26 protein-coding genes are annotated in these 20,012 nt (G+C 32.5%); 22 read left to right on the top strand and 4 right to left on the bottom strand.

Features of this window, described 5'->3' with window-relative positions; all coding sequences use genetic code 11:
• Positions 1-99: 99 nt before the first annotated feature.
• The 19 genes from JI750_RS15125 (at position 100) to JI750_RS15035 (ending at position 12,160) form a co-directional block, all read left to right on the top strand.
• Positions 100-474, top strand: a complete 375-nt coding sequence (locus JI750_RS15125; RefSeq protein ID WP_202003664.1) for a YdeI/OmpD-associated family protein — start codon at positions 100-102, stop codon at positions 472-474.
• 192 nt (positions 475-666) lie between these two features.
• A complete protein-coding gene (locus tag JI750_RS15120; protein ID WP_202003661.1) occupies positions 667-1,347 on the top strand; it encodes a DUF4919 domain-containing protein in 681 nt (226 codons plus the stop codon).
• Between the two features lie 134 nt (positions 1,348-1,481).
• Positions 1,482-2,024 carry a DUF2975 domain-containing protein gene (locus tag JI750_RS15115; RefSeq protein WP_202003658.1) on the top strand — a complete coding sequence of 181 codons (543 nt, stop codon included), beginning with the start codon at positions 1,482-1,484 and terminating at the stop codon, positions 2,022-2,024.
• Between the two features lie 10 nt (positions 2,025-2,034).
• Positions 2,035-2,241, top strand: a complete 207-nt coding sequence (locus tag JI750_RS15110) for a helix-turn-helix domain-containing protein (RefSeq protein ID WP_057116634.1) — start codon at positions 2,035-2,037, stop codon at positions 2,239-2,241.
• A gap of 79 nt (positions 2,242-2,320) precedes the next feature.
• Positions 2,321-2,914, top strand: a complete 594-nt coding sequence (locus tag JI750_RS15105; RefSeq protein WP_202003655.1) for an NAD(P)H-dependent oxidoreductase — start codon at positions 2,321-2,323, stop codon at positions 2,912-2,914.
• A 25-nt stretch (positions 2,915-2,939) separates the two neighbouring features.
• A complete protein-coding gene (locus JI750_RS15100; RefSeq protein ID WP_202003651.1) occupies positions 2,940-3,380 on the top strand; it encodes a hypothetical protein in 441 nt (146 codons plus the stop codon).
• A gap of 104 nt (positions 3,381-3,484) precedes the next feature.
• Positions 3,485-3,973 (top strand): SRPBCC family protein, encoded by a 489-nt coding sequence (locus JI750_RS15095; RefSeq protein WP_202003648.1) that lies wholly within the window; start codon positions 3,485-3,487, stop codon positions 3,971-3,973.
• Positions 3,974-4,011: 38 nt separating this feature from the next.
• Positions 4,012-4,437 (top strand): hypothetical protein, encoded by a 426-nt coding sequence (locus tag JI750_RS15090; protein WP_202003644.1) that lies wholly within the window; start codon positions 4,012-4,014, stop codon positions 4,435-4,437.
• On the top strand, positions 4,427-4,636 hold the full coding sequence (locus JI750_RS15085) for an ArsR family transcriptional regulator (RefSeq protein ID WP_202003641.1): 210 nt from the start codon (positions 4,427-4,429) through the stop codon (positions 4,634-4,636). The genes JI750_RS15090 and JI750_RS15085 overlap by 11 nt, the downstream gene beginning before the upstream one ends.
• A gap of 79 nt (positions 4,637-4,715) precedes the next feature.
• Entirely contained in the window at positions 4,716-5,084 is a 369-nt protein-coding gene (locus JI750_RS15080; RefSeq protein WP_202003638.1) for a nuclear transport factor 2 family protein, read from the top strand.
• Between the two features lie 113 nt (positions 5,085-5,197).
• Positions 5,198-6,238, top strand: a complete 1,041-nt coding sequence (locus tag JI750_RS15075; RefSeq protein ID WP_202003635.1) for a serine hydrolase domain-containing protein — start codon at positions 5,198-5,200, stop codon at positions 6,236-6,238.
• Between the two features lie 5 nt (positions 6,239-6,243).
• Entirely contained in the window at positions 6,244-6,666 is a 423-nt protein-coding gene (locus JI750_RS15070) for a DUF1801 domain-containing protein (protein ID WP_202003632.1), read from the top strand.
• A gap of 1 nt (position 6,667) precedes the next feature.
• Positions 6,668-7,771, top strand: a complete 1,104-nt coding sequence (locus JI750_RS15065) for an MBL fold metallo-hydrolase (protein WP_202003629.1) — start codon at positions 6,668-6,670, stop codon at positions 7,769-7,771.
• Positions 7,772-7,897: 126 nt separating this feature from the next.
• Positions 7,898-9,022 carry a lactonase family protein gene (locus JI750_RS15060; RefSeq protein ID WP_202003615.1) on the top strand — a complete coding sequence of 375 codons (1,125 nt, stop codon included), beginning with the start codon at positions 7,898-7,900 and terminating at the stop codon, positions 9,020-9,022.
• 30 nt (positions 9,023-9,052) lie between these two features.
• Complete coding sequence (locus tag JI750_RS15055; RefSeq protein WP_202003612.1) at positions 9,053-9,580, top strand: GNAT family N-acetyltransferase; 528 nt, start codon at positions 9,053-9,055, stop codon at positions 9,578-9,580.
• Between the two features lie 92 nt (positions 9,581-9,672).
• A complete protein-coding gene (locus JI750_RS15050) occupies positions 9,673-10,254 on the top strand; it encodes an LOG family protein (RefSeq protein ID WP_202003609.1) in 582 nt (193 codons plus the stop codon).
• 111 nt (positions 10,255-10,365) lie between these two features.
• Positions 10,366-10,833, top strand: a complete 468-nt coding sequence (locus tag JI750_RS15045) for an SRPBCC family protein (protein ID WP_091133198.1) — start codon at positions 10,366-10,368, stop codon at positions 10,831-10,833.
• Between the two features lie 266 nt (positions 10,834-11,099).
• Positions 11,100-11,468 carry an iron chaperone gene (locus tag JI750_RS15040; protein ID WP_202003606.1) on the top strand — a complete coding sequence of 123 codons (369 nt, stop codon included), beginning with the start codon at positions 11,100-11,102 and terminating at the stop codon, positions 11,466-11,468.
• 8 nt (positions 11,469-11,476) lie between these two features.
• Complete coding sequence (locus tag JI750_RS15035; protein ID WP_202003603.1) at positions 11,477-12,160, top strand: 2'-5' RNA ligase family protein; 684 nt, start codon at positions 11,477-11,479, stop codon at positions 12,158-12,160.
• Positions 12,161-12,230: 70 nt separating this feature from the next.
• Here the strand turns inward: JI750_RS15035 and JI750_RS15030 are convergent, their stop codons facing one another.
• The 4 genes from JI750_RS15030 to JI750_RS15015 are packed head-to-tail and all read right to left on the bottom strand — an operon-like array spanning position 12,231 to position 16,174.
• Positions 12,231-12,593 carry a VOC family protein gene (locus JI750_RS15030; RefSeq protein ID WP_202003600.1) on the bottom strand — a complete coding sequence of 121 codons (363 nt, stop codon included), beginning with the start codon at positions 12,591-12,593 and terminating at the stop codon, positions 12,231-12,233.
• A 55-nt stretch (positions 12,594-12,648) separates the two neighbouring features.
• Positions 12,649-13,521 carry a hypothetical protein gene (locus JI750_RS15025; protein WP_202003597.1) on the bottom strand — a complete coding sequence of 291 codons (873 nt, stop codon included), beginning with the start codon at positions 13,519-13,521 and terminating at the stop codon, positions 12,649-12,651.
• 41 nt (positions 13,522-13,562) lie between these two features.
• Entirely contained in the window at positions 13,563-14,015 is a 453-nt protein-coding gene (locus tag JI750_RS15020) for a hypothetical protein (RefSeq protein ID WP_202003595.1), read from the bottom strand.
• An 11-nt stretch (positions 14,016-14,026) separates the two neighbouring features.
• A complete protein-coding gene (locus JI750_RS15015) occupies positions 14,027-16,174 on the bottom strand; it encodes a cation:proton antiporter (RefSeq protein WP_202003593.1) in 2,148 nt (715 codons plus the stop codon).
• 296 nt (positions 16,175-16,470) lie between these two features.
• Here JI750_RS15015 and JI750_RS15010 point away from each other — a divergent pair, with 296 nt between their 5' ends.
• From JI750_RS15010 to JI750_RS15000, 3 genes are all read left to right on the top strand, one after another.
• Positions 16,471-17,898, top strand: coding sequence for an L-serine ammonia-lyase (locus JI750_RS15010; RefSeq protein ID WP_202003590.1), 1,428 nt, complete (start codon positions 16,471-16,473; stop codon positions 17,896-17,898).
• A gap of 417 nt (positions 17,899-18,315) precedes the next feature.
• A complete protein-coding gene (panB, locus tag JI750_RS15005) occupies positions 18,316-19,134 on the top strand; it encodes a 3-methyl-2-oxobutanoate hydroxymethyltransferase (RefSeq protein ID WP_202003587.1) in 819 nt (272 codons plus the stop codon).
• Positions 19,135-19,315: 181 nt separating this feature from the next.
• Positions 19,316-20,005, top strand: a complete 690-nt coding sequence (locus JI750_RS15000; protein WP_202005200.1) for an RluA family pseudouridine synthase — start codon at positions 19,316-19,318, stop codon at positions 20,003-20,005.
• Positions 20,006-20,012: the final 7 nt, after the last annotated feature.

The raw sequence follows: 20,012 nt of genomic DNA, 5'->3' as shown, positions 1-20,012 counted from the left end.
AAACATAATATTTTAATTTTCAGTTTTTTAGTTTTAACTTTATTACTGACACACTGTTGTCACAAACTCCTTTTACTTTTATAAAATAAAACTAAAAAGATGGAAACTAAAGACGGAAAATTGGCTGTATATGCTCCAACCAGACAAGATTGGCGCAATTGGCTTGAAAAAAATAGTCAAATAGAAAAATCGGTTTGGCTTATTTTGTATCATAAAAAAAGTAAAACACAAAGCGTCAATTTAGTTGAAGCAACTGAAGAAGCGCTTTGTTTTGGCTGGATTGACAGTCTTTGCAAAAAACGTGATACAGAAAGCTATTACCTTACTTTCTCACACCGAAATCCGAAAACCAACAAATGGAGCAAACCCAATATTGAAAGAGCCGAACGCATGATTCAGCAAAATTTAATGACAGAACACGGTCAGAAATTAATCGATATTGCAAAAGAAAAAGGAAAGTGGAATATTGAATAATCTTGAAAATAAAGTTTAATTGATATGGCGTCCCCCTCCGGGTCAGGCTGTCCGCTATATCTTTTATGGTGAACCCCACCATAAAAGGATGCCGCTCCCATCCTTCACGCATCTGTAGTTATAAGAAGATTTTGTGTTAAAATAATTTGTATTTTAGTTAGACCTAAAACTCAACCTAAAACCTTATAAATCATGCTAAAACAACTAATCTTTCTTCTCCTTTTTTGTTTCGGAATACAATTACATTCACAAGAAATTGGATTTACAAAACCAGATTACAAAGCCATTGAAAAAGAAATCAATGATAAAAATTCGAAATTCTTTTATCCGAAATTAATGGAAAGACTGGTAAAAAATGATACTCTTTTAACGCATGATGAATATCGTCATTTATATTTAGGCTACTTTTTTCAACCAAAATATAATGCATTTTGGACTTCTCCCGAAGACGAAAAACTTCGCACTTATTATGCTAAAGAAAAACTTGAAACTTCAGATTATGATGAAATCATAAAACTGGCCAATAACACTTTAAACGATTTCCCATTTGATTTAAGACAGCTCAACTATCTAGCCTATATTTATCACTTAAAGGGCGATGAAACTTCTGCAAAAATTGCATCCTTTAAATTTCACAGCATTCTAAACGTCATTCTTTCTTCGGGTGACGGAAAAAAGTGCGAAACTGGCTTTCATGTTCTAATGGTCGATCACGAATATATTCTGCTTAACCTTTTTGAAATCGAGTCAAAAGGACAATCTCTTGTAGATAATTGCGATTATTTAAGTTTCGAAAAAGGCGTTTACAATGTTGATGGAATTTATTTTAATATCGAAAAAATGCTTGAAAACGAAAGAAAAGTGCTCAAATAATATATTTTCCAAACATAAAAAAAGCAACTCCAGCAAATCTTATGCTGGAGTTTTTTTTTGATAAAAGACATTTATTTATTGTTTATCAATAAATTTTTATTATTTTAGCAGCATTACTTTTAATCTTGCTTATTATGGAAATAAAAATTGGAACACCACAGATTCTAAAAATCCTGAATGTTTTATCATGGATTATTTTTATTGGCTTATGTGTAGAAGCTGGTATGTATCTTTTTAACGGGATTTATACAATGACTATAAATTCATACAATGCACGTTTTCTTGATCTCTTAGATTTATATAATTTCAGCCCTAGTTTTTACATTCAAGAAATATGCTTTATCAGCATTGTGGCAACCTTAAAAGCAATTATGTTTTATCTAATTGTAAAAATGTTGCATGAAAAAAAATTAAATATAGAGCAGCCTTTTACAGCAGAAATGGGACGTTTTATATCTTATCTTTCGTACTTGGCTTTCGGAATCGGATTGTTTTCTTTTTGGGCCTTCAAGTTCAATAATTGGATAACTTCAAATGGAGTAAAACTCCCAACTTTAGAATCACTAAATCTTGAAGGTCATAGCATTTGGATCTTTATGGCAATTGTGATGTTTGTTGTAGGTCAGATTTTTAAAAGAGGAATCGAAATTCAATCTGAAATTGACTTAACCATTTAAACAAAAAATTATGCCCATAATAGTAAATTTAGATGTCATGATGGCAAAGAGAAAAATGTCATTAAATGAGCTTTCAGAAAAAGTAGATTTAACTTTATCAAATCTTTCCATTTTAAAAACAGGAAAAGCAAAAGCCATTCGTTTTAGCACACTCGAAGCAATCTGCAAAGTTTTGGATTGCCAGCCTGGTGATATTTTAGAATTTTCAGAAGAATAATTTCATTTCGATTTAATTTGTATTTTCGTACAGAACTGATTTAAACTTTGAAACGATTATAAATCTAAAAAGTCTAAAAATGAATATTTTAATTGTTTACTCACATCCTAGTAAAAAGTCATACACTTTTCAGGTTTTGGAAAGATTAAAATCTGTTTTGGCTAATGAAAATTGGAATGTTGAAATCTCAGATTTGTATGCTTCCAATTTTGAAAGTGATATGTCTGAAGCAGAATATGAGCGTGAAGGTTTTGCAAAAACACAACTTCCTATTCCGCAAGATGTTTTAAACGAACAAGAAAAAATAGAAAAAGCAGACTGCATCATTTTTCTTTACCCAGTTTGGTGGAGCGATTGTCCTGCAAAATTAAAAGGCTGGTTCGATCGTGTTTATTCGGTTGGATATGCTTACGGGCAAAATGAAACTTCGAGAAAAATGAAAACCATTCCGTTTGGACTTGTAATTTGTACAGCTGGTCATCCGAATGATTTTCTTAACGAAATTGAAATGGCACAAAGCATGGAAAAAATAATGCTCGAAGACCGACTCGGAAAACGTTTTGCCCAAAAAGAAATGATTATTCTGGGAGGAACTTTAGAACTAGAAAACGTAATGGTAAAACATTTCGAACTGATTAATCAAATTCCTCAAAGAATTAAAGCAATAAAATAATCCCTTAAAAATAAACTAACCTCAAATGATACAAAACGACACAACAGAAAAATCAGTTTTTGAAGAAATTCCAACTGAGAAAATATACTCAGAAAAAGCTATAAGGATAGGAACATTTTTTGCAGGTCCGTTAGTTGCAGGTTATTGCATTGCAGAAAACTTCAAAGCATTTAACGACTTTGAAAAAGCAAAAAACACATGGATTATTACAGCCTTATCAATGATTGCAATTATTGGGCTTATTTTTATCATTCCTGATAACTTTCCAAGCATTCTTTTTCCAGTACTTTATTCCGTTGTGGCTTCTTATTTCTTGAAAAAATTTCAAGAACAGGACATTCTAAATCATATTCAAAATGGCGGAGAAACTTTTGGCGGATGGAGAGTTACTTTAATAGGTTTATTAAGCATTATTGTTTTTTTTGGAATCATTATGAGTATTGTCTTATTGACCGAAAATGTTTGATAATTTTTCTGTCCGAAACACCCCTTAAATTTGTCTCTAAAACACCTTAACTAATTGACTTTTAGATTGTAATTTTACTTTACTAATTTAAAAATCAATTCATTATGAACTCGCACGATTTTACCACAACAATAATTGTTAATCAATCACCTGAAGAAGTTTTTAAAGCTATACAAAATGTTAGAGGATGGTGGTCTGAAGAAATTGAAGGAAAAACAGCAAACAAAGGTGACGAATTTAAATACCATTACGAAGACGTTCACCGTTGCAAAATAAAATTGACTGAAGTAATCCCGAATCAGAAAATCGTCTGGCTGATTGAAGAAAATTATTTCAGTTTTACCAAAGACGATACAGAATGGACTAATACAACAGCGATTTTTGATATTTCAAAAGAAGAAAACAAAACCAAACTGACTTTTACACACGTAGGTTTAGTACCAGAATACGAATGTTTTGACGTTTGCAAAGCTGGCTGGAGCAATTACATTGAAAACAGTTTGAAAAAACTGATCGAAACTGGCAAAGGACAGCCTAATGCTACTGGAAAACCTCAAATAGAAACCGAAAGAGCATTATCATCAAAAGAATAATTTTCTTACTTTCGTTGTAGTAATAAATAACGAAAGCTATGAATCCATTTTTAAGAAATACTTTGGCCATAATTGCAGGTCTTGTCATCGGAAGCGTTGTCAATATGAGCATCATTCTAATTAGTAGCTCTATAATTCCAGCGCCAAATGGTGCAGACGTTACTACTACCGAAGGTTTAAAAGCAACAATGCATTTATTCGAGCCAAAGCATTTTCTTTTTCCATTTTTAGCCCATGCGCTAGGCACCTTTGCCGGCGCATTAACTACGGCTTTAACTGCAATTCATCATAAAACAAAATTAGCTTTTGGAATTGGAGCTTTTTTTTTATTTGGAGGTATTGTAACAATGTTTACACTACCATCGCCAATTTGGTTTGGTTTTGTCGATTTAATTTTCGCATACATTCCAATGGCTTATTTAGCTTCTAGAATTGCTGTAAAAAAGAAAACAAATGAGAGATAAAACAATAAAACCAGCAAAAAAATGCTATGAGCATATTGGCGGTAAATTGGGAGAAATTCTTCTGGAAACATTTGCCGACAAAAAATGGATTGCCAAAAATAATCCCACAGAAAAGCATTTTTATATAACCGAATTAGGCGAAAAAGAATTCCTCAAACTTGGCGTAGATATTAGTCAAATAAAATCTGAAGTCATTTAATTTTATAAAATTCCAATCCTTTTCTGCAAAATTTGTAGCACTTAATTTCATAACTTAGTTCGTTTTTAAATCTGGAATCATGACTAAGAAAGAAATCGCTAAAAACTTCCTGAAATTGGCAGCAAAAGGACATTCTCATGAAGGTTTTCGATTGTATGTCGGAAAGAATTTCAAGCATCACAACGCCTATTTCAAAGGTGATGCAGATACTTTAATGCTTGCCATGGAAGAATCTGCCAGAACAAATCCGAATAAGGTATTTAAAATACATCATATTTTAGAAGACGGAAACTTGGTTGCCGTGCATTCTCATCTTAAACAAACGCCTTCAGACATTGGTTTTGCAGTAGTGCATATTCTCAAATTCAAAGAAGACAAAATTGTAGAACTCTGGGATTTAGGACAACCCGTTCCAAAAGATTCTATCAATGAAAACGGAATGTTTTAGTTAATTGTGAATTGTTAATGGCAAATTATTAATTCAAAAACTAAATCTATAAACAACAAAACGTATTCGCAACATTTCAAAATTCATAATTAACAATTCACCATTCAAAACAAATGAACTGCATCGCCAAAATCTCTTTACTCCTAGTTTTAATTTTTGCTTCTTGCAATTCATCAGCTCAGAAAAAAGAGGATTACAAAAAAAGTATTGATAGTATAATTCAAAACTCAAACCCAAAATTTAATGGTGTAGTTTTAATTTCTAAAAATGGGAAAACGCTGTATTCAAAAGTGGAAGGTTTTTCGAATTTCGAAACCAAAAAACTATTAAAAATGGATACCCAATTTGAAATCATGTCTAACAGCAAATTAATTGCTGCCGTTTTACTTTTATTGGAAGTCGAAAAAGGAAAAGTAGATTTGAATGCACCAATCAAAAAATATTTGCCAGAACTAACTCAAACTTGGGCAGATTCAGTGACGGTTCATCAGCTCTTAAACCATTCTCACGGAATTATCGATTTACAAAAACCGTTGGCTTTTAAACCTGGAACCGATTTTAAATACGGGAATCTAAGTTTTAATCTGGTTGCAAAAATTGTCGAATTCAGCTCTAAAAAAAGCTATACAGAGGTTGCCGAATCCCTTTTTAAGAAATTAAAAATGAATCACACTTTTTGTTATTCAAAAGATAAAAAACAAAATCTGGCAACAGGTTATTATAATGTAAAAAATCAATTGGAACCTGATACCTCAAGACAAATCACAGATGAAACTTTAGGCGCAGATGGCATTATCTCAACAGTTTCTGATTTAGCAATTTGGAACAATAATCTCCATAAAGGAAAGATTCTAAAGCCAGAATCGTATCAATTATTAATTAAAAATACCATTTTATCTCAGCACAATTTCTTCGGAAAAGAAAAACAACCTTATGGATACGGAATTCGAATTGTAGAAGAAGAATCCGTTAAATATCTTGGGCATACAGGATTAGGAGATGGTTTTTCTTCTGTAAATTTGTATTTCCCCGAAAGTGATATCAATCTAATTGTTTTAGAAAATCAAATGCCGGAAGATTCTAATTTGTTTTATGCTTCTGAATTCAAAATCAAAAACTTTCTTTTAAGAAGTGATTTATTAAGTAAAAAGTAAATAAAATGGCAAAAAATAAAACCACAGAAACTCAAAACAGTGTTACTGATTTTATTAACGCTGTAGAAAACGAAGTTAAAAAAAATGACGCTTTTGAACTCCTAAAAATAATGCAAGAAATAACAGGTTTTGAACCCAAAATGTGGGGACCAAGCATTATTGGCTTTGGAAGTTACCATTACAAATACGAAAGTGGTCACGAAGGTGACGCTCCGTTGGCTGGTTTTTCGCCAAGGAAAACAGCAATGACCGTCTATTTTTATCTGCCTGAAGAAAAAAGAGAGGAACTTTTATCAAAATTAGGAAAACATACTTCTTCAAAAGCTTGTATTTACATCAAAAAATTAGCAGATATAGATATCGAAATCTTAAAAAAGATAATTTTACTTTCTATTCAATACACTCAAAAATTATATCCCTCAAAATAAAATGATTACATTCTTAATTCTAGTCTTTTTACTATTATTTGCTATTTTCAGATTTCTTCAGCATCCAAAATTTGGAAAAGCTCCTTCTGGCGAAAGATTAACTTTAATTCAAAATTCTCCTCAATATAAAAATGGAAAATTCGAAAATCAATCTTTTACACCCGATCTTGCAGAAGGTGAAAGTATGGCTGGAGTTTTGTTTGAGTTTTTCTTTAAAAAAGTAGAAAGAAAAATCCCGACAGATTTGATTCCGTCCATAAAAACCAATTTACACGAACTTCCTCTTGATCAAGATATTTTAGTTTGGTTTGGACATTCGTCTTATTTTATTCAATTGGAAGGAAAGCGTTTTTTAATAGATCCTGTTTTCAGCGGAAACGCCTCTCCTATTCCTGGCACAACAAAATCTTTCAAAGGTTCTGATATTTATTCCGTAGATGATCTTTCAGAAATTGATTATTTATTGATTACACACGATCATTATGATCATTTGGATTACGATACAATTTTAAAATTAAAACCCAAAACAAAAAAAATCATTACTGCTCTAGGAGTTGGTTCACATTTCGAATTTTGGGGTTTTCCAACAGAAAGTATCATCGAAAAAGATTGGTACAGCACCATTCAATTAGATAAAAACATTACGATTCATACCGCACCATCAAGACATTTTTCTGGCAGAGGTTTTAAAAGATGCAACACACTGTGGACTTCTTTTGTTTTGGAAACTAACGATTTTAAAATGTATTTGGGCGGCGACAGCGGTTACGATTCTCATTTTGCTGAAATTGGCGAAAAATATGGGCCTTTTGATATTGCTTTGCTCGATAATGGCCAATACAACGAGAAATGGAAATACATCCATAATATGCCAGAAGATGTGATAAAAGCCATGAAAGACTTAAAAGCAAAAAGAGTATTTCCAGTACATTCTTCAAAATTTGCTTTATCGCTACATTCTTGGGATGAACCTCTAAATAAAGTGACTGAATTAAATCGTTTATCTGAAAATCCGATTTCATTAATTACACCAATGATCGGCGAAGCAGTAGAACTAAAAAATGAAAAACAAGAATTTAAACAATGGTGGCGAAATGTTCGTTAATTGTTAATTGTAATGTCATCCTGAGCGAAGTCGAAGGGCGTTTCAATTAGCATTAGGGCTTCAACTTCGCTCAGCCTGACAACGAATACAAGACTTGAAACTTGAAACCAAAATAAACTAAAAACCGTGAAACTAAAAATAACATTTCTATCCTTTTGCTTTCTTATAACAGCCAATATCTTTTCCCAAAATACTTATATTTTTTTAGGATCATATAATCGTGATAAAACAGCTGAAGCTATTCAAGTTTATCAATTGGACACATTAAACGGGAAACTGACCAAATTTACTTCTGCAAAAAATATTGTAAATCCGTCTTATTTAACTATTTCTCCAAACGGAAAATATGTTTACGCCTGCACAGACACTAAAACTCCAAATGCAGGAAGCGTAAGCAGTTTTGAATTTAATCCGTCAGCAAAAACTTTGACTTTTTTAAATAGCCAAAGAAGCGGTGGCGAAAATCCAGTTTATGTTTCTGTTCATAAAAACGGAAAATGGCTTGCCAATGCTAATTATACAGAAGGAAGTGTTTCTATTTATCCGCTTTTGGAAAACGGTAAAATCGATTCTATTGCACAGAATTTTCAATATATGGACGGAAGTGTAAATAAACAAAGACAAACCCGATCTCATGTGCATTCGGCAGTATTTTCTCCACAATGCGATTATTTATTTTTACCCGATTTAGGAGCAGATAAAATACGCTGTTATGCCTTTGATGACAATCAGAAAAAGCCTTTAATAGAAACTAAAAATCCATTTACCAAAACTGATTTAGAAGCTGGCCCAAGACATTTTACTTTTCATCCCAATCAAAAATGGGGATATTGCATTGAAGAAATGGCTGGACAAATAAGTGTTTACAATTATGAGAATGGTGTTTTGAACAAAATCCAGCGCATTGCCACACATTCTGATAAAATAACAGAAGGTTTTGAAAGCTCAGATATTCATATTTCTCATGACGGAAAGTTTCTATATGCGACAAATCGGGGGAAAGAAAATAATATTGCCATTTTCTCTATTGATGAAAACGGGCTTTTGAAAAACATTGGTTATCAATCTACTTTAGGTAAACATCCGAGAATTTTCGCCATAGACGAAAGCGGAAAATTTTTAGTTGCATCAAATGTGCTAACTGGAAATATTATCGTTTTTAAAAGAGATTCTAAAACTGGATTATTGAAAAAAACAGGAAAAGAGATTAAGATGCAAGATGTTTCCTGTGTGCAGATTAGAAAAATTTAGTCTTTAACTAAAAATCAAAAAAATATAAAAATGCAAACTTCAAACTTCAATTTACGACCAGACTTTTTAGAAAACGAAGTCTCAAGATTAATTCCCTTAGAAGAAAAACATTTTGAAGCATTATTTGAAGCCGCTTCAGATCCGTTAATTTGGGAACAAAACCCGGCTAAGGACAGACATGAAAGAGGCTCTTTTAAAACTTATTTTGATATAATAATCACAAAAAGTCCGTTTCTAATTCTTGACAAGCAAACCAATGAAGTAATGGGAACAACGAGTTTCTACGATTATAATCCAGAAAAATCGAATGTTGGAATCGGGTACACTTTTATTACTAGAAAATATTGGGGTGGTCCGTACAATAAAGCAAACAAAAAATCAATGATCGATTACGCATTTCAACACGTCAATTCGGTACTTTTTCACGTTGGCGCAGAAAATTTCCGTTCGCAAAAAGCCGTTCTTAAACTTGGAGCAGAAAAAATCAATGAGCTGACATTTACCGTTAATGGTGTCGAAGTGCCGTATTTTGAATATGAGTTGAAGAAAAAAGAATAAATAAAAGAAGAAAGAGGCAAGAAGAAAGAAGCTGGAAAAATTGTCTTATCTCTTTCTTCTTACCTCTTTTCCTTCTCAAAAAATAAAAAAAAATGAAAAGAATTACCGTTTTCTGTGCTTCAAGTTTTGGCACTGAAAAGATTTACGAAGAACAAGCAACAGCTTTAGGCAAAACTTTAGCAGAACAAAATATAGAACTAGTTTATGGAGGTGCAAATGTAGGTTTGATGGGTGCGGTTGCAGACGGAGCTTTAAATGCTGGCGGAAAAGTAATTGGTGTATTGCCTAACTTTTTAAGATCTAAAGAAATCGCTCATTTAGGTTTAACCGAATTAATTTTGGTAGAAAGTATGCACGAGAGAAAAACCAAAATGAACGATTTGTGTGATGGTGTCATTGCTCTTCCAGGCGGTTTTGGGACACTAGAAGAACTTTTTGAAATGCTGACTTGGGCACAATTAGGATTGCATAAAAAACCAATCGCTATTTTGAACGTAAACGGTTTTTACGATTCGCTAATAACATTACTGCAAACCATGACAGAAAAAGGACTATTGAAAGAAGTGAATCGAGAAATGCTTTTGGTTAGTGATTCTATTGAAGATTTATTGCATAAAATGAGAAGTTATACTGCACCAACTGTAGGAAAATGGATCGATAAGAAAAAGTTATAAATTGTGAATTATGAGTTAAGAGTTGCCTCCTCAGAACAAAAACTACAAAATTTAGAGTTATATTTACAAATCCATCTTACTTCTAACAAACAACCTCTAACCTCAAAAAAAATGAAAACAGAAAACAACAAATATGCAAAGGCCGAAATGCTGATAAGAAAACCTGTTTCAGAAGTTTTTCAGGCTTTTATTGATCCACAAATTACAAGTAAATTTTGGTTTACAAAAGGATCAGGGAAATTAGAAGAAAACCAAAAAACCGAATGGACTTGGGAAATGTATGGTTTCTCTCTTTCTGTTACTACACTTGTTATTCAAGAAAATAAAAAGATTGTGATCGAATGGGGAAATCCTGACGAAATTACTCTAGTAGAATGGGTTTTTAGTCCGTTAAACGAAAATGAAACTTTTGTGAGCATTACCAATTCTGGTTTTCATGGCGATACAGATAAAATTATAGATCAAGTTCGTAATTCAACTGAAGGTTTTACTTTGGTTTTGGCTGGAGCAAAAGCTTATTTAGAGCATAATTTACGGTTGAATTTGGTTTTGGATCGTTTTCCGAAAGGTCTTGCTTAATCTTATTTAATTGCAAAATCTGTGTGTGTTTGTTTACCGCAAAGATCGCGAAGGATTGCGCAAAGTACACTAAGTATTTTTTGAGGCCATTTAAAATGAAAAAGTTCACAAAGCTTTGTGGCAGATAAAACTTTTTACAGACAACGCTTTGCGAACTTAATATATAGGATTTAACTTAGGTCTCTAATTAAAATATCTTAGCGAACTCTTCGCAAAAAATTTTACTGCAAAGAAAGGCAACTTGAAACTTCAAAAAACAAAAGAAAATGGAAGTTAAAAAACCCGAAAACATAGACGAATACATTGGTGGATTTCCGAATGAAGTTCAGGAAGTTTTAGAAAAAGTTCGAATGACAATTCAGAAAGCGGCACCTGATGCTAAAGAGAAAATCAGTTATTCGATGCCGGCTTTTGAACAGAATGGAATTGTGGTTTATTTTGCCGCATTTAAAAATCATATTGGACTTTATGCTTTACCAAGCGGACATGAAGCTTTTACAGAAAAACTTGCTAAATATAAATCAGGAAAAGGTTCTGTGCAATTTCCATTAAAAGATCCAATGCCTTATGATTTGATTACTGAGATTGTCAAATTTAGAGTCAAAGAAAATCTGCAAAAAGCAAAAAAGAAATAATACCATAAATGAATTTAACCGAACACTACAACCAACTTTATAAAACATCTTCTGAAATCATTTCGGCAGGAAAATACTCTATCGATTCTGAGCTTAAAAACGAATCCGATTCGCGTTTTGGAATCACACTGCTTATTCGCCCAAATGATGAAATTAAAGCCAATATTCAGACTTTTATTAACGAATTGAAAAAAGCAGAACCTGGACAGTATTTTTATCCGGATTCAGATATTCATATTACAGTAATGTCGATTATTTCTTGTTCAGATAAATTTACTTTAAATCAGATCTCGCCAAACGAATATATTGAGGTAATCTGCAGAAGTCTTGTTGATGTGGAGAAAATAAAAATTCATTACAAAGGCATAACTGCTTCTCCTTCGGCAATTATGATTCAGGGATTTCCAAGTGATGAAACGCTGAATAATTTGCGAAACAGACTACGTGAAAATTTCAAAAATTCAGGATTACAGCAATCTATAGACAGCCGATACGAAATTTCTACCGCACATTCGACCATAATGCGCTTTCAGGAAAAACTTCAAAATCCAAAAAAACTAATAGAAATTGCAGAAAAATTCCGTGATTATGATTTTGGAGAATTCGAAGTCAAAAATTTAGAATTGGTTTATAATGACTGGTATCAGCGCAAAAGCACAACGCGTGTTTTGGGTGATTTTGTATTGAGATGATTTTTTTGCTTGCCACTAATTCCACGAATTTTTACTAATTTTTATTGAAAATAAATTCGTGATAAAAATATCATTTGAACTTTCCAAAATGCCATAAAACGCCAGCTGGATCGTGTAGAAAACATTCGCTTCCCCAATCTAGATATTTTATTGGAGTTAATTTTACTCCTTCATACTTTTCAAGGAGATTTAAAGCTGAAAGCTCACTATAATAGCGTTCGACATCATCAACTTCGACAAAAATCATGGTATTTTCGATCCAACTTTTATCGTAATAATCTTGAAGATAAAAAGCGATTTCTCCCCATTTAAAAACTGAAAAATTAGATTCTAAAACTGTTTCTTCAAATCCTAAATCACGATAAAAGCTTCTTGAGATTTCGAAATTTTTAGCTCCAATAAAAGGTCTGATTGATTTTATTTTGTGATTCATTTCAATATTTATTTAAGATTCTAGTTTTACTGAGCTTAAAAATTTCAAAATATTATTATTTAACTTTCACAATTTTATATTTTAAACCATCTCTCGTTTCTCTATCATTTACGACGCCAAATTGATAAACAAAATCATTATATTTTAATGTTTTGTCTTTTCTATCATAAATCAGAATAGAGATAAAGGAATCATATTTTGAAGAATTGTCTGTTTTCTTTTCATTGTAAAATTCGTTAAAAATTATACCTCTAACTTTTAACAAATTTTGATCGTACTTTACATCAAATTGTGTTTCTTGTTTTACTTGATTTCCATAATGCACGACTGCTTTGTAAGTTCCTTCTACAAAATCGTCATACATTTCTTTTCTTACCAATGAATTATCTCTACAATCGACAGAAATAGTTTTAGATTTATTATTAAATTTAACATCCTTTATTGCTTCACTCTCAACAAATCCAACAAAACAGCTTTTATCTTTAAACACAGAAATTCTCGAATATTTACTTCCTTTAGATAGCAACTCGATTCTCTTTCCCACAGGAATTACAAAATCAATGTTTTTATAGTTATTGGTATCGAGAGTATCACTCAATAAATAATTTTGTTGCGTAGTTAGATTATAAACGTCATTTTTATCTAGTAAAATCTCTAGCACAACTTCCTTATCAAATGATCTAACTTGTGTAATTGAGAACGCCTCATCTTTATATTTTTCAAGTTTAATAATATTAAAATCGCATCCCTTTTTACATTTTCCAATTAATTCTACACTATCATTTTTCGTAAGTCTAGTTATTTTACCATCTTTTAAACTAGAAGGGGCAGTAAAATCTGATGGTAAACGAACTTTATGAGTAATGTTTTTTTGTCCAAAAGCGCAACATGATAACAACAATGTAATTAATAATGCTTTTTCTCTCATTTATTTTCTTTCTAAAAATTTATTGAATACCCCTTGAAGCATTACAAGTTTATATCATTATAATAAATTAAAAACCATTTATTACCTATCAATTTAAATTGCCTCTCTACCTCAAAACCGCTGTTATCAATCCAAAATCTTTCTGTAACCAAGGTGTCGGTTTTTACCAATGAATGCTGATATTCTCCAATTTCTGTTTTTTCGGCAACTGGAATTGCTTGAAACTGCCAGTTCTTTCGTGTCCAATTGTATTGCTCAAAACCAGCAACATGCTTTCCTTCAATAGGAAAATCAACTCTCGAAACCTGAAAAAGCGAATCTGAATGAAACTTTTTATTGAATTCTTCAAAACTTTCAGGCAATTCTTGTTTTACAAATTTTACAACGCTATCATTCTTATGATAATTTATGTCTGATTCTTGTTTTACTTTACTTGTACAGCTCAAAAAAACAGAAGCAAAAACAAAAAATAATATCGCGCCAGAAACTTTCATAAAAATGAAATTTAATTCTTCTTCAAAATACTTCCAATACCACGTCCAATCTGCTCTATAGCTTCGATTCCTTTTGCTAAAGGCGATGATGTAAAATCTTCATAAGCATCCATTGAACTTTCTTTCCTATCGTCTTGCGGATAAACTAAAATTACATTGTTATCGTTGAAATATTTTTCAAATTTCTGTGGCAGTTTATCAAAAATAGACTGATAAGAGACTGAACCTTTTCTTGAAAGATTGAAAACTACTAAATCGGTTGGTTTTATTTCGTCTGAAATACTTTCGAAATCTTCCCAATCAGAAACATTTTTAAATCCTAGTTTGGCGTTCAATTTCAAATTATTGGCAATTTGCTGAATAGTTTCATGCGTTTTATATTCGGCATGAAGTACGATCGGAATGCTCAATTCTTGAGATAAACGGCATATTTTCTGAAGCAACAAATGAAATCCAACGCCTCTCTCAGAAAATGGCGGACAAATAAAAACTAGTCTTTTTTCTTCGATAAAATTCTTTTGGAATCTACAGATAAACAGATTTTTATCAACATTATTGATTATGGAATCTACATTTTCCCCAAAGATTTTATCAATAAATCCTGTTTTTCTCGGCCATCCAACAATTACAATATCAGACATGATTTCCTTTGAAGTTCTAGCAATTCCACTCGCAGGATTATGATCAATTCTGGCAATGGTGTTAATTTTAACTTCTGAAGCTGAACCTTGAATAACAAATTTATCAGCCGCTTTTCTGTACTTTAAAATATTTTTTTCTGCCTGATTATTATTAGGAACAATCGTTAATAAAGTAATTGGATTGGATGATTTTTTATCTTTTATCAAAAGGGCAAAATCCAATAAACTTGCTGCGGCCGAAGTCTTAGCCAGTGGAATCAGAATGTGTTCGTCTAAAATTTGATCTCTTTCAGCATCTTCATGAGAAAACTCTTCTTCGCAAATTGCAATTTTCTTCGCTGCTTTTTCAGTCGCAAACGAAGCTACAATACATGTAATCAGGATTAGAATAATAGTTCCGTTTAAAATGTTTTCGTCTAAAATTTTGGCTTTATAACCAACCAAAATCACAGCTAAAGTTGCCGCCGCGTGCGCACTGCTCAACCCGAAAATAAGCTGTCTTTCTGTTCTAGTATATTTAAAAACAATTTGAGTAAAAAATGCTGCAATCCATTTTCCAAATATTGCTACAACACTCAAAGTTCCTGCTACGATTAAAGCAGTTGGTCCGCTTAAGATAACGCTGACATCAACTAACATTCCAACTGAAATTAGGAAAAACGGAATGAATAATGAGTTTCCAATAAATTCAATCCTATTCATTAATGCCGAAGAATGTGGAATTAAAGGATTTAACGCCAAACCAGCAACGAAAGCTCCAATAATTGGCTCTACTCCTGCTACTTCAGCTAAAAAGGCTGCAAAGAAAACGACTGAAAGCACAAAAATGTAATGAGCATGTTTTTCGCTTTCTAGTTTCTTGAAAAACCATTTTGCAACACGTGGAATAATCAAAAACATTATAGCAGAAAAAATAGCTAAAGAAATTATCAATTTAACCCAAAATGCCTGATTTAGATTCCCTTGACTGCTTCCCATAATTACAGCCAGGATAATTAAAACGGCAGTATCTGTCAAAATAGTTCCGCCGACTGTAATAGCAACTGCCTGATTTTTTGCTATTCCTAATTTGCTGACAATAGGATAAGCCACCAAGGTGTGCGTTGCAAACATACTTGCTGTTAAGAAGCTAGCATTAAAATCATATTTCAATAAATAAAAACAAACTGGAAAACCAATTGAAAGTGGTAGAATGAACGTAAAAAAACCGAAGAGCAAACTCTTATTTCTATTGGCTTTAAACTCATTCATATCCAATTCTAGCCCTGCAATAAACATAATGTACAAAAGTCCAATTGTCGAGAAAAGATCGACTGCAGAGTTTTTTGCCAAGATATTTAAACCGTGCGGACCAATAATAACCCCTGAAATAATAAGTCCGATAATTCCCGGAATATTAATCTTTTTAAGTAAAATTGGTGAAAGCAGAATTATAAAAAGTATTAATGAAAAAATTAATACTGGATTGCTTAAAGGTAATTCGAATTCTTGTAATAGATGTCTGAAAAATTCTATCATATGGTAACTTTATCTTCTTGTGGCATTATAATTTGTAAAAAGACATTTTTCAGAATTCAAACAAAATCCAGAAGTATTAATATTGAAGAATCGAGTATTTTCCACAACTCGTTCTTTCACAAAAATACCTAAAAATAGCGAACTTTTTACTTAATGTGCATATTAAGGTTTTAAATTTATTTCGTTGCCGAATTATTAAATTTTAATATCTTTTTTAACAAATATGCAAGATTAACATTCAAAAAATAATCATAATTGCATTATTCGATTATCTTTGTCTTAACAAAAATTGAACAATGGAAGAATGTATCTCTGTTTTTGATATGCTTAAAATTGGCGTTGGTCCTTCAAGCTCACATACTTTAGGTCCTTGGCGTGCTGCCGAACGTTTTCTTGAAGAGCTCAAAGACGAAGCAATTTTAGACGACATTACTAGAGTAAAAGTCGACTTATATGGCTCACTTTCTTTAACTGGAAAAGGCCACGCAACAGATCTTGCCGTTATGCTCGGTTTGAGCGGACAAGATCCTGAATATATTCCTGTAGAAGATATTGCAGGAATTATTAAAAAGATAGAAACTACAAACGAAATCAATTTGGGGAACCAAAAAGTGATTCCGTTCTTTTTTCTTCAAGATATTGTTTTCAACAAAGACTTTCTTCCGTTTCATGCCAATGGTTTGAAATTTACAGCTTACAAATCTGATGATTCTGAATATGAATCTACTTTTTATTCTATCGGAGGCGGATTTGTCGTTAAAGAAGAACGTACAAATGCGAAAGAAAAAAAAGCAATAAAATGCGCGTTTCCTTACCCAATTCAAAACGCAGCTGAATTGTTGAATTATACGATTACTGAAAATAAAACAATTTCTGAAATTGTATATCAAAATGAAATTTCGATGCGCCCAGAAGCAGAAGTTCATTCAGAATTAATGCGTATCTGGAATACAATGCTAGAATGTATGTACATTGGCTGTCACTCTGAAGGTATTCTTCCTGGTGGATTACACGTACGTAGAAGAGCTTTTGACATGCACCAAAACCTAATTGGATTATCCAATTATACTGATCCGCAAAGCTGGTTGGAAGAAATTAGAAAAACTGAAGTTAAATTTCGTCAGATTCTAAAATGGGTTAGCTGTTTTGCACTTGCCGTGAATGAAGTAAATGCGTCTCTAGGTCGTGTTGTTACTGCTCCTACTAATGGAAGTTCTGGTGTAATTCCTGCTGTTTTAATGTACTACATGGTAATTGAAAACCATAGTGCGGGCGAAAAAGAAATCAAACAATTTTTGATGGTTGCAGGCGAAATTGGAAGTATCTTCAAAAAAGGTTCTACTATTTCTGCAGCAATGGGAGGATGCCAGGCCGAAATTGGCGTTTCTTCTGCTATGGCAGCGGGAGCTTTATGCGAATTGATGGGCGGAACTCCTGCTCAAGTTTTAATGGCTGCTGAAATTGCAATGGAACATCATTTAGGTTTAACCTGCGATCCTATTGGAGGTTTAGTTCAAATTCCATGTATAGAAAGAAATACAATGGGCGCAATTAAAGCAATAAATGCTGCTGAATTAGCCTTAGAAACAGATTCAAAAAATGCTAAAGTTCCTCTAGACAAAGTGATTAATACTATGTGGGAAACAGCAAAAGACATGAATTCAAAATATAAAGAAACTTCTGAAGGAGGTCTTGCAGTTGCCGTAAATATGGCTGATTGCTAGAATATTTGTTTGCCACAGATTAAAAAGATTAAAATGATTTTTTGACGCAGATTTTGCAGATTCTAGATTAAAATAAAAAATCTGCGAATATCTTCTTAAATCCTTTTAAATCTGCGTGAAATAAAATATATGCGTGAATCTTTTTAATCTGTGGCAAAAAACAAAATCAGGGAGAAAGTTTTCAATCTTTACAATATTTTATGTTATTCACTGTCTGAAAAAGCTTTCATTGAAAAATATGGAACTTATATTGAAGCTTCTCTAAAATCACCTCACATCTACAGTATTATAATAAAAGACAGCCAATTCCGATTAGAATTTAAAGACGGAAAACAATTTTCTGTCGAAATATTCTATTATTGCTGATTCCCATTTTACAATTATTCAATACTTTTACATTATCAAAAAAACAATAAAATGTCAGTAGCAAAGAAAGATTATAAAAGAATCACAACAAAATCATTAATTGAGATGAAAAGCAATGGAGAAAAAATCTCTATGCTTACTGCGTATGATTATACAATGGCTAAAATTGTTGATACCGCTGGTGTCGATGTAATTTTAGTTGGTGATTCGGCATCAAACGTAATGGCTGGTCACGAAACAACGCTGCCAATTACTTTAGATCAAATGATTTATCATGCATCTTCTGTAGTTCGTGCTGTAGAAAGAGGTTTGGTTGTAGTTGACTTGCCTTTCGGAAGTTATCAGTCAGATTCAAAAGAGGCTTTGCGTTCTTCTATCAGAATCATGAAAGAAAGTGGCGCGCATGCTGTAAAACTTGAAGGCGGAAAAGAAATTAAAGAGTCTATCAAAAAAATATTAAATGCTGGAATCCCAGTTATGGGACATTTAGGACTAACTCCTCAATCTATCTATAAATTCGGAACTTATACGGTTCGCGCTAAAGAAGAAGAAGAAGCTGAGAAGTTAATCGAAGATGCTCAAATGCTTGAAAAAGTAGGATGCTTTGCAGTTGTTTTGGAAAAAATTCCAGCAGCTCTTGCCAAAAAAGTAGCCGAAAGTATTTCTATTCCTGTTATCGGAATTGGAGCTGGAGGTGGTGTTGATGGACAGGTGTTGGTTATTCACGATATGTTGGGAATGAATAATGAGTTTAGTCCGCGTTTCTTACGCCGTTACCTAAACCTTTACGAAGAAATGACAAAAGCAATTGGCCAATACGCAGCTGATGTTAAGGCTAGTGATTTTCCTAACGAGAAAGAACAATATTAATTTTTTAAAGATGCTAAGGTTCTAAGTTCCTATCCCGATAGCTATCGGGACTAAGATTTTTCAGATTCAAAGAGGCAAAGTAACAAAGGTTCAAAAGTTTTATAAATTGCCTCCAGCTTTAGCTGGAGGTTTATTTTTAAGCCATGTTATAGGGCTTAGCCAAATAATTCGAAATTCTAATATGAAAATCGTTTCAAATAAAGATAACTTACAGATACTTCATGAAGACAATCACATTATTGTGGTTAACAAACGTGTAGGTGATATCGTGCAAGGCGATAAAACGGGCGACAAACCGTTATCTGATGTAGTAAAAGAATACATTAAGGCAAAATACAACAAACCGGGAGACGTTTTTCTGGGTGTAATTCATCGTTTGGATCGACCTACAACCGGAATTGTGGTTTTTGCTCGAACTAGCAAAGCTTTGTCTCGAATGAATGAATTATTTAGTAATCGCGAAACTAAAAAAACGTATTGGGCTGTTGTAAAAAACAAACCTAAAGAAGCATCAGCAAAATTGATTCATTTTTTAAAAAGAAACGAAAAAAACAATACTTCTAAAGCACACTTAAAAGAAGTTCCTGACAGTAAATTAGCGAGTTTAGATTACACCATAATCAAAGAACTTCAAAATTATACGGCATTGGAAATTAATTTGCATACGGGACGTCATCATCAAATTCGCGCGCAATTAAGCGCAATTGGATCGCCTATTAAAGGAGATTTAAAATACGGTGCAGATAGAAGCAACCCTGATGGCGGAATTCATCTTCATGCACGAAAACTAACTTTTGTACATCCTGTTTCAAAAGAGAATATCATAATTATTGCTTCCACTCCAGATGATCCGATTTGGAATGCTGTATGATTTTTAT

The sequence above is a fragment of the Flavobacterium tagetis genome, assembly GCF_016735615.1.
GTDB lineage: Bacteria > Bacteroidota > Bacteroidia > Flavobacteriales > Flavobacteriaceae > Flavobacterium > Flavobacterium tagetis.
Note: the sequence above shows the minus strand (reverse complement) of the source record. Positions and strands in the feature narration are given on the sequence as shown.

Coding starts and splice junctions, on each gene's coding strand:
- JI750_RS15095 (WP_202003648.1), top strand. CDS start 3,485: ATGAACTCGCACGATTTTACCACAACAATAATTGTTAATCAATCACCT.
- JI750_RS15085 (WP_202003641.1), top strand. CDS start 4,427: ATGAGAGATAAAACAATAAAACCAGCAAAAAAATGCTATGAGCATATT.
- JI750_RS15030 (WP_202003600.1), bottom strand. CDS start 12,593: ATGAATCACAAAATAAAATCAATCAGACCTTTTATTGGAGCTAAAAAT.
- JI750_RS15040 (WP_202003606.1), top strand. CDS start 11,100: ATGGAAGTTAAAAAACCCGAAAACATAGACGAATACATTGGTGGATTT.
- JI750_RS15080 (WP_202003638.1), top strand. CDS start 4,716: ATGACTAAGAAAGAAATCGCTAAAAACTTCCTGAAATTGGCAGCAAAA.
- JI750_RS15120 (WP_202003661.1), top strand. CDS start 667: ATGCTAAAACAACTAATCTTTCTTCTCCTTTTTTGTTTCGGAATACAA.
- JI750_RS15035 (WP_202003603.1), top strand. CDS start 11,477: ATGAATTTAACCGAACACTACAACCAACTTTATAAAACATCTTCTGAA.
- JI750_RS15100 (WP_202003651.1), top strand. CDS start 2,940: ATGATACAAAACGACACAACAGAAAAATCAGTTTTTGAAGAAATTCCA.
- JI750_RS15125 (WP_202003664.1), top strand. CDS start 100: ATGGAAACTAAAGACGGAAAATTGGCTGTATATGCTCCAACCAGACAA.
- JI750_RS15110 (WP_057116634.1), top strand. CDS start 2,035: ATGCCCATAATAGTAAATTTAGATGTCATGATGGCAAAGAGAAAAATG.
- JI750_RS15010 (WP_202003590.1), top strand. CDS start 16,471: ATGGAAGAATGTATCTCTGTTTTTGATATGCTTAAAATTGGCGTTGGT.
- JI750_RS15075 (WP_202003635.1), top strand. CDS start 5,198: ATGAACTGCATCGCCAAAATCTCTTTACTCCTAGTTTTAATTTTTGCT.
- JI750_RS15025 (WP_202003597.1), bottom strand. CDS start 13,521: ATGAGAGAAAAAGCATTATTAATTACATTGTTGTTATCATGTTGCGCT.
- JI750_RS15065 (WP_202003629.1), top strand. CDS start 6,668: ATGATTACATTCTTAATTCTAGTCTTTTTACTATTATTTGCTATTTTC.
- JI750_RS15105 (WP_202003655.1), top strand. CDS start 2,321: ATGAATATTTTAATTGTTTACTCACATCCTAGTAAAAAGTCATACACT.
- JI750_RS15115 (WP_202003658.1), top strand. CDS start 1,482: ATGGAAATAAAAATTGGAACACCACAGATTCTAAAAATCCTGAATGTT.
- JI750_RS15045 (WP_091133198.1), top strand. CDS start 10,366: ATGAAAACAGAAAACAACAAATATGCAAAGGCCGAAATGCTGATAAGA.
- JI750_RS15055 (WP_202003612.1), top strand. CDS start 9,053: ATGCAAACTTCAAACTTCAATTTACGACCAGACTTTTTAGAAAACGAA.
- JI750_RS15015 (WP_202003593.1), bottom strand. CDS start 16,174: ATGATAGAATTTTTCAGACATCTATTACAAGAATTCGAATTACCTTTA.
- panB (WP_202003587.1), top strand. CDS start 18,316: ATGTCAGTAGCAAAGAAAGATTATAAAAGAATCACAACAAAATCATTA.
- JI750_RS15020 (WP_202003595.1), bottom strand. CDS start 14,015: ATGAAAGTTTCTGGCGCGATATTATTTTTTGTTTTTGCTTCTGTTTTT.
- JI750_RS15090 (WP_202003644.1), top strand. CDS start 4,012: ATGAATCCATTTTTAAGAAATACTTTGGCCATAATTGCAGGTCTTGTC.
- JI750_RS15050 (WP_202003609.1), top strand. CDS start 9,673: ATGAAAAGAATTACCGTTTTCTGTGCTTCAAGTTTTGGCACTGAAAAG.
- JI750_RS15000 (WP_202005200.1), top strand. CDS start 19,316: ATGAAAATCGTTTCAAATAAAGATAACTTACAGATACTTCATGAAGAC.
- JI750_RS15070 (WP_202003632.1), top strand. CDS start 6,244: ATGGCAAAAAATAAAACCACAGAAACTCAAAACAGTGTTACTGATTTT.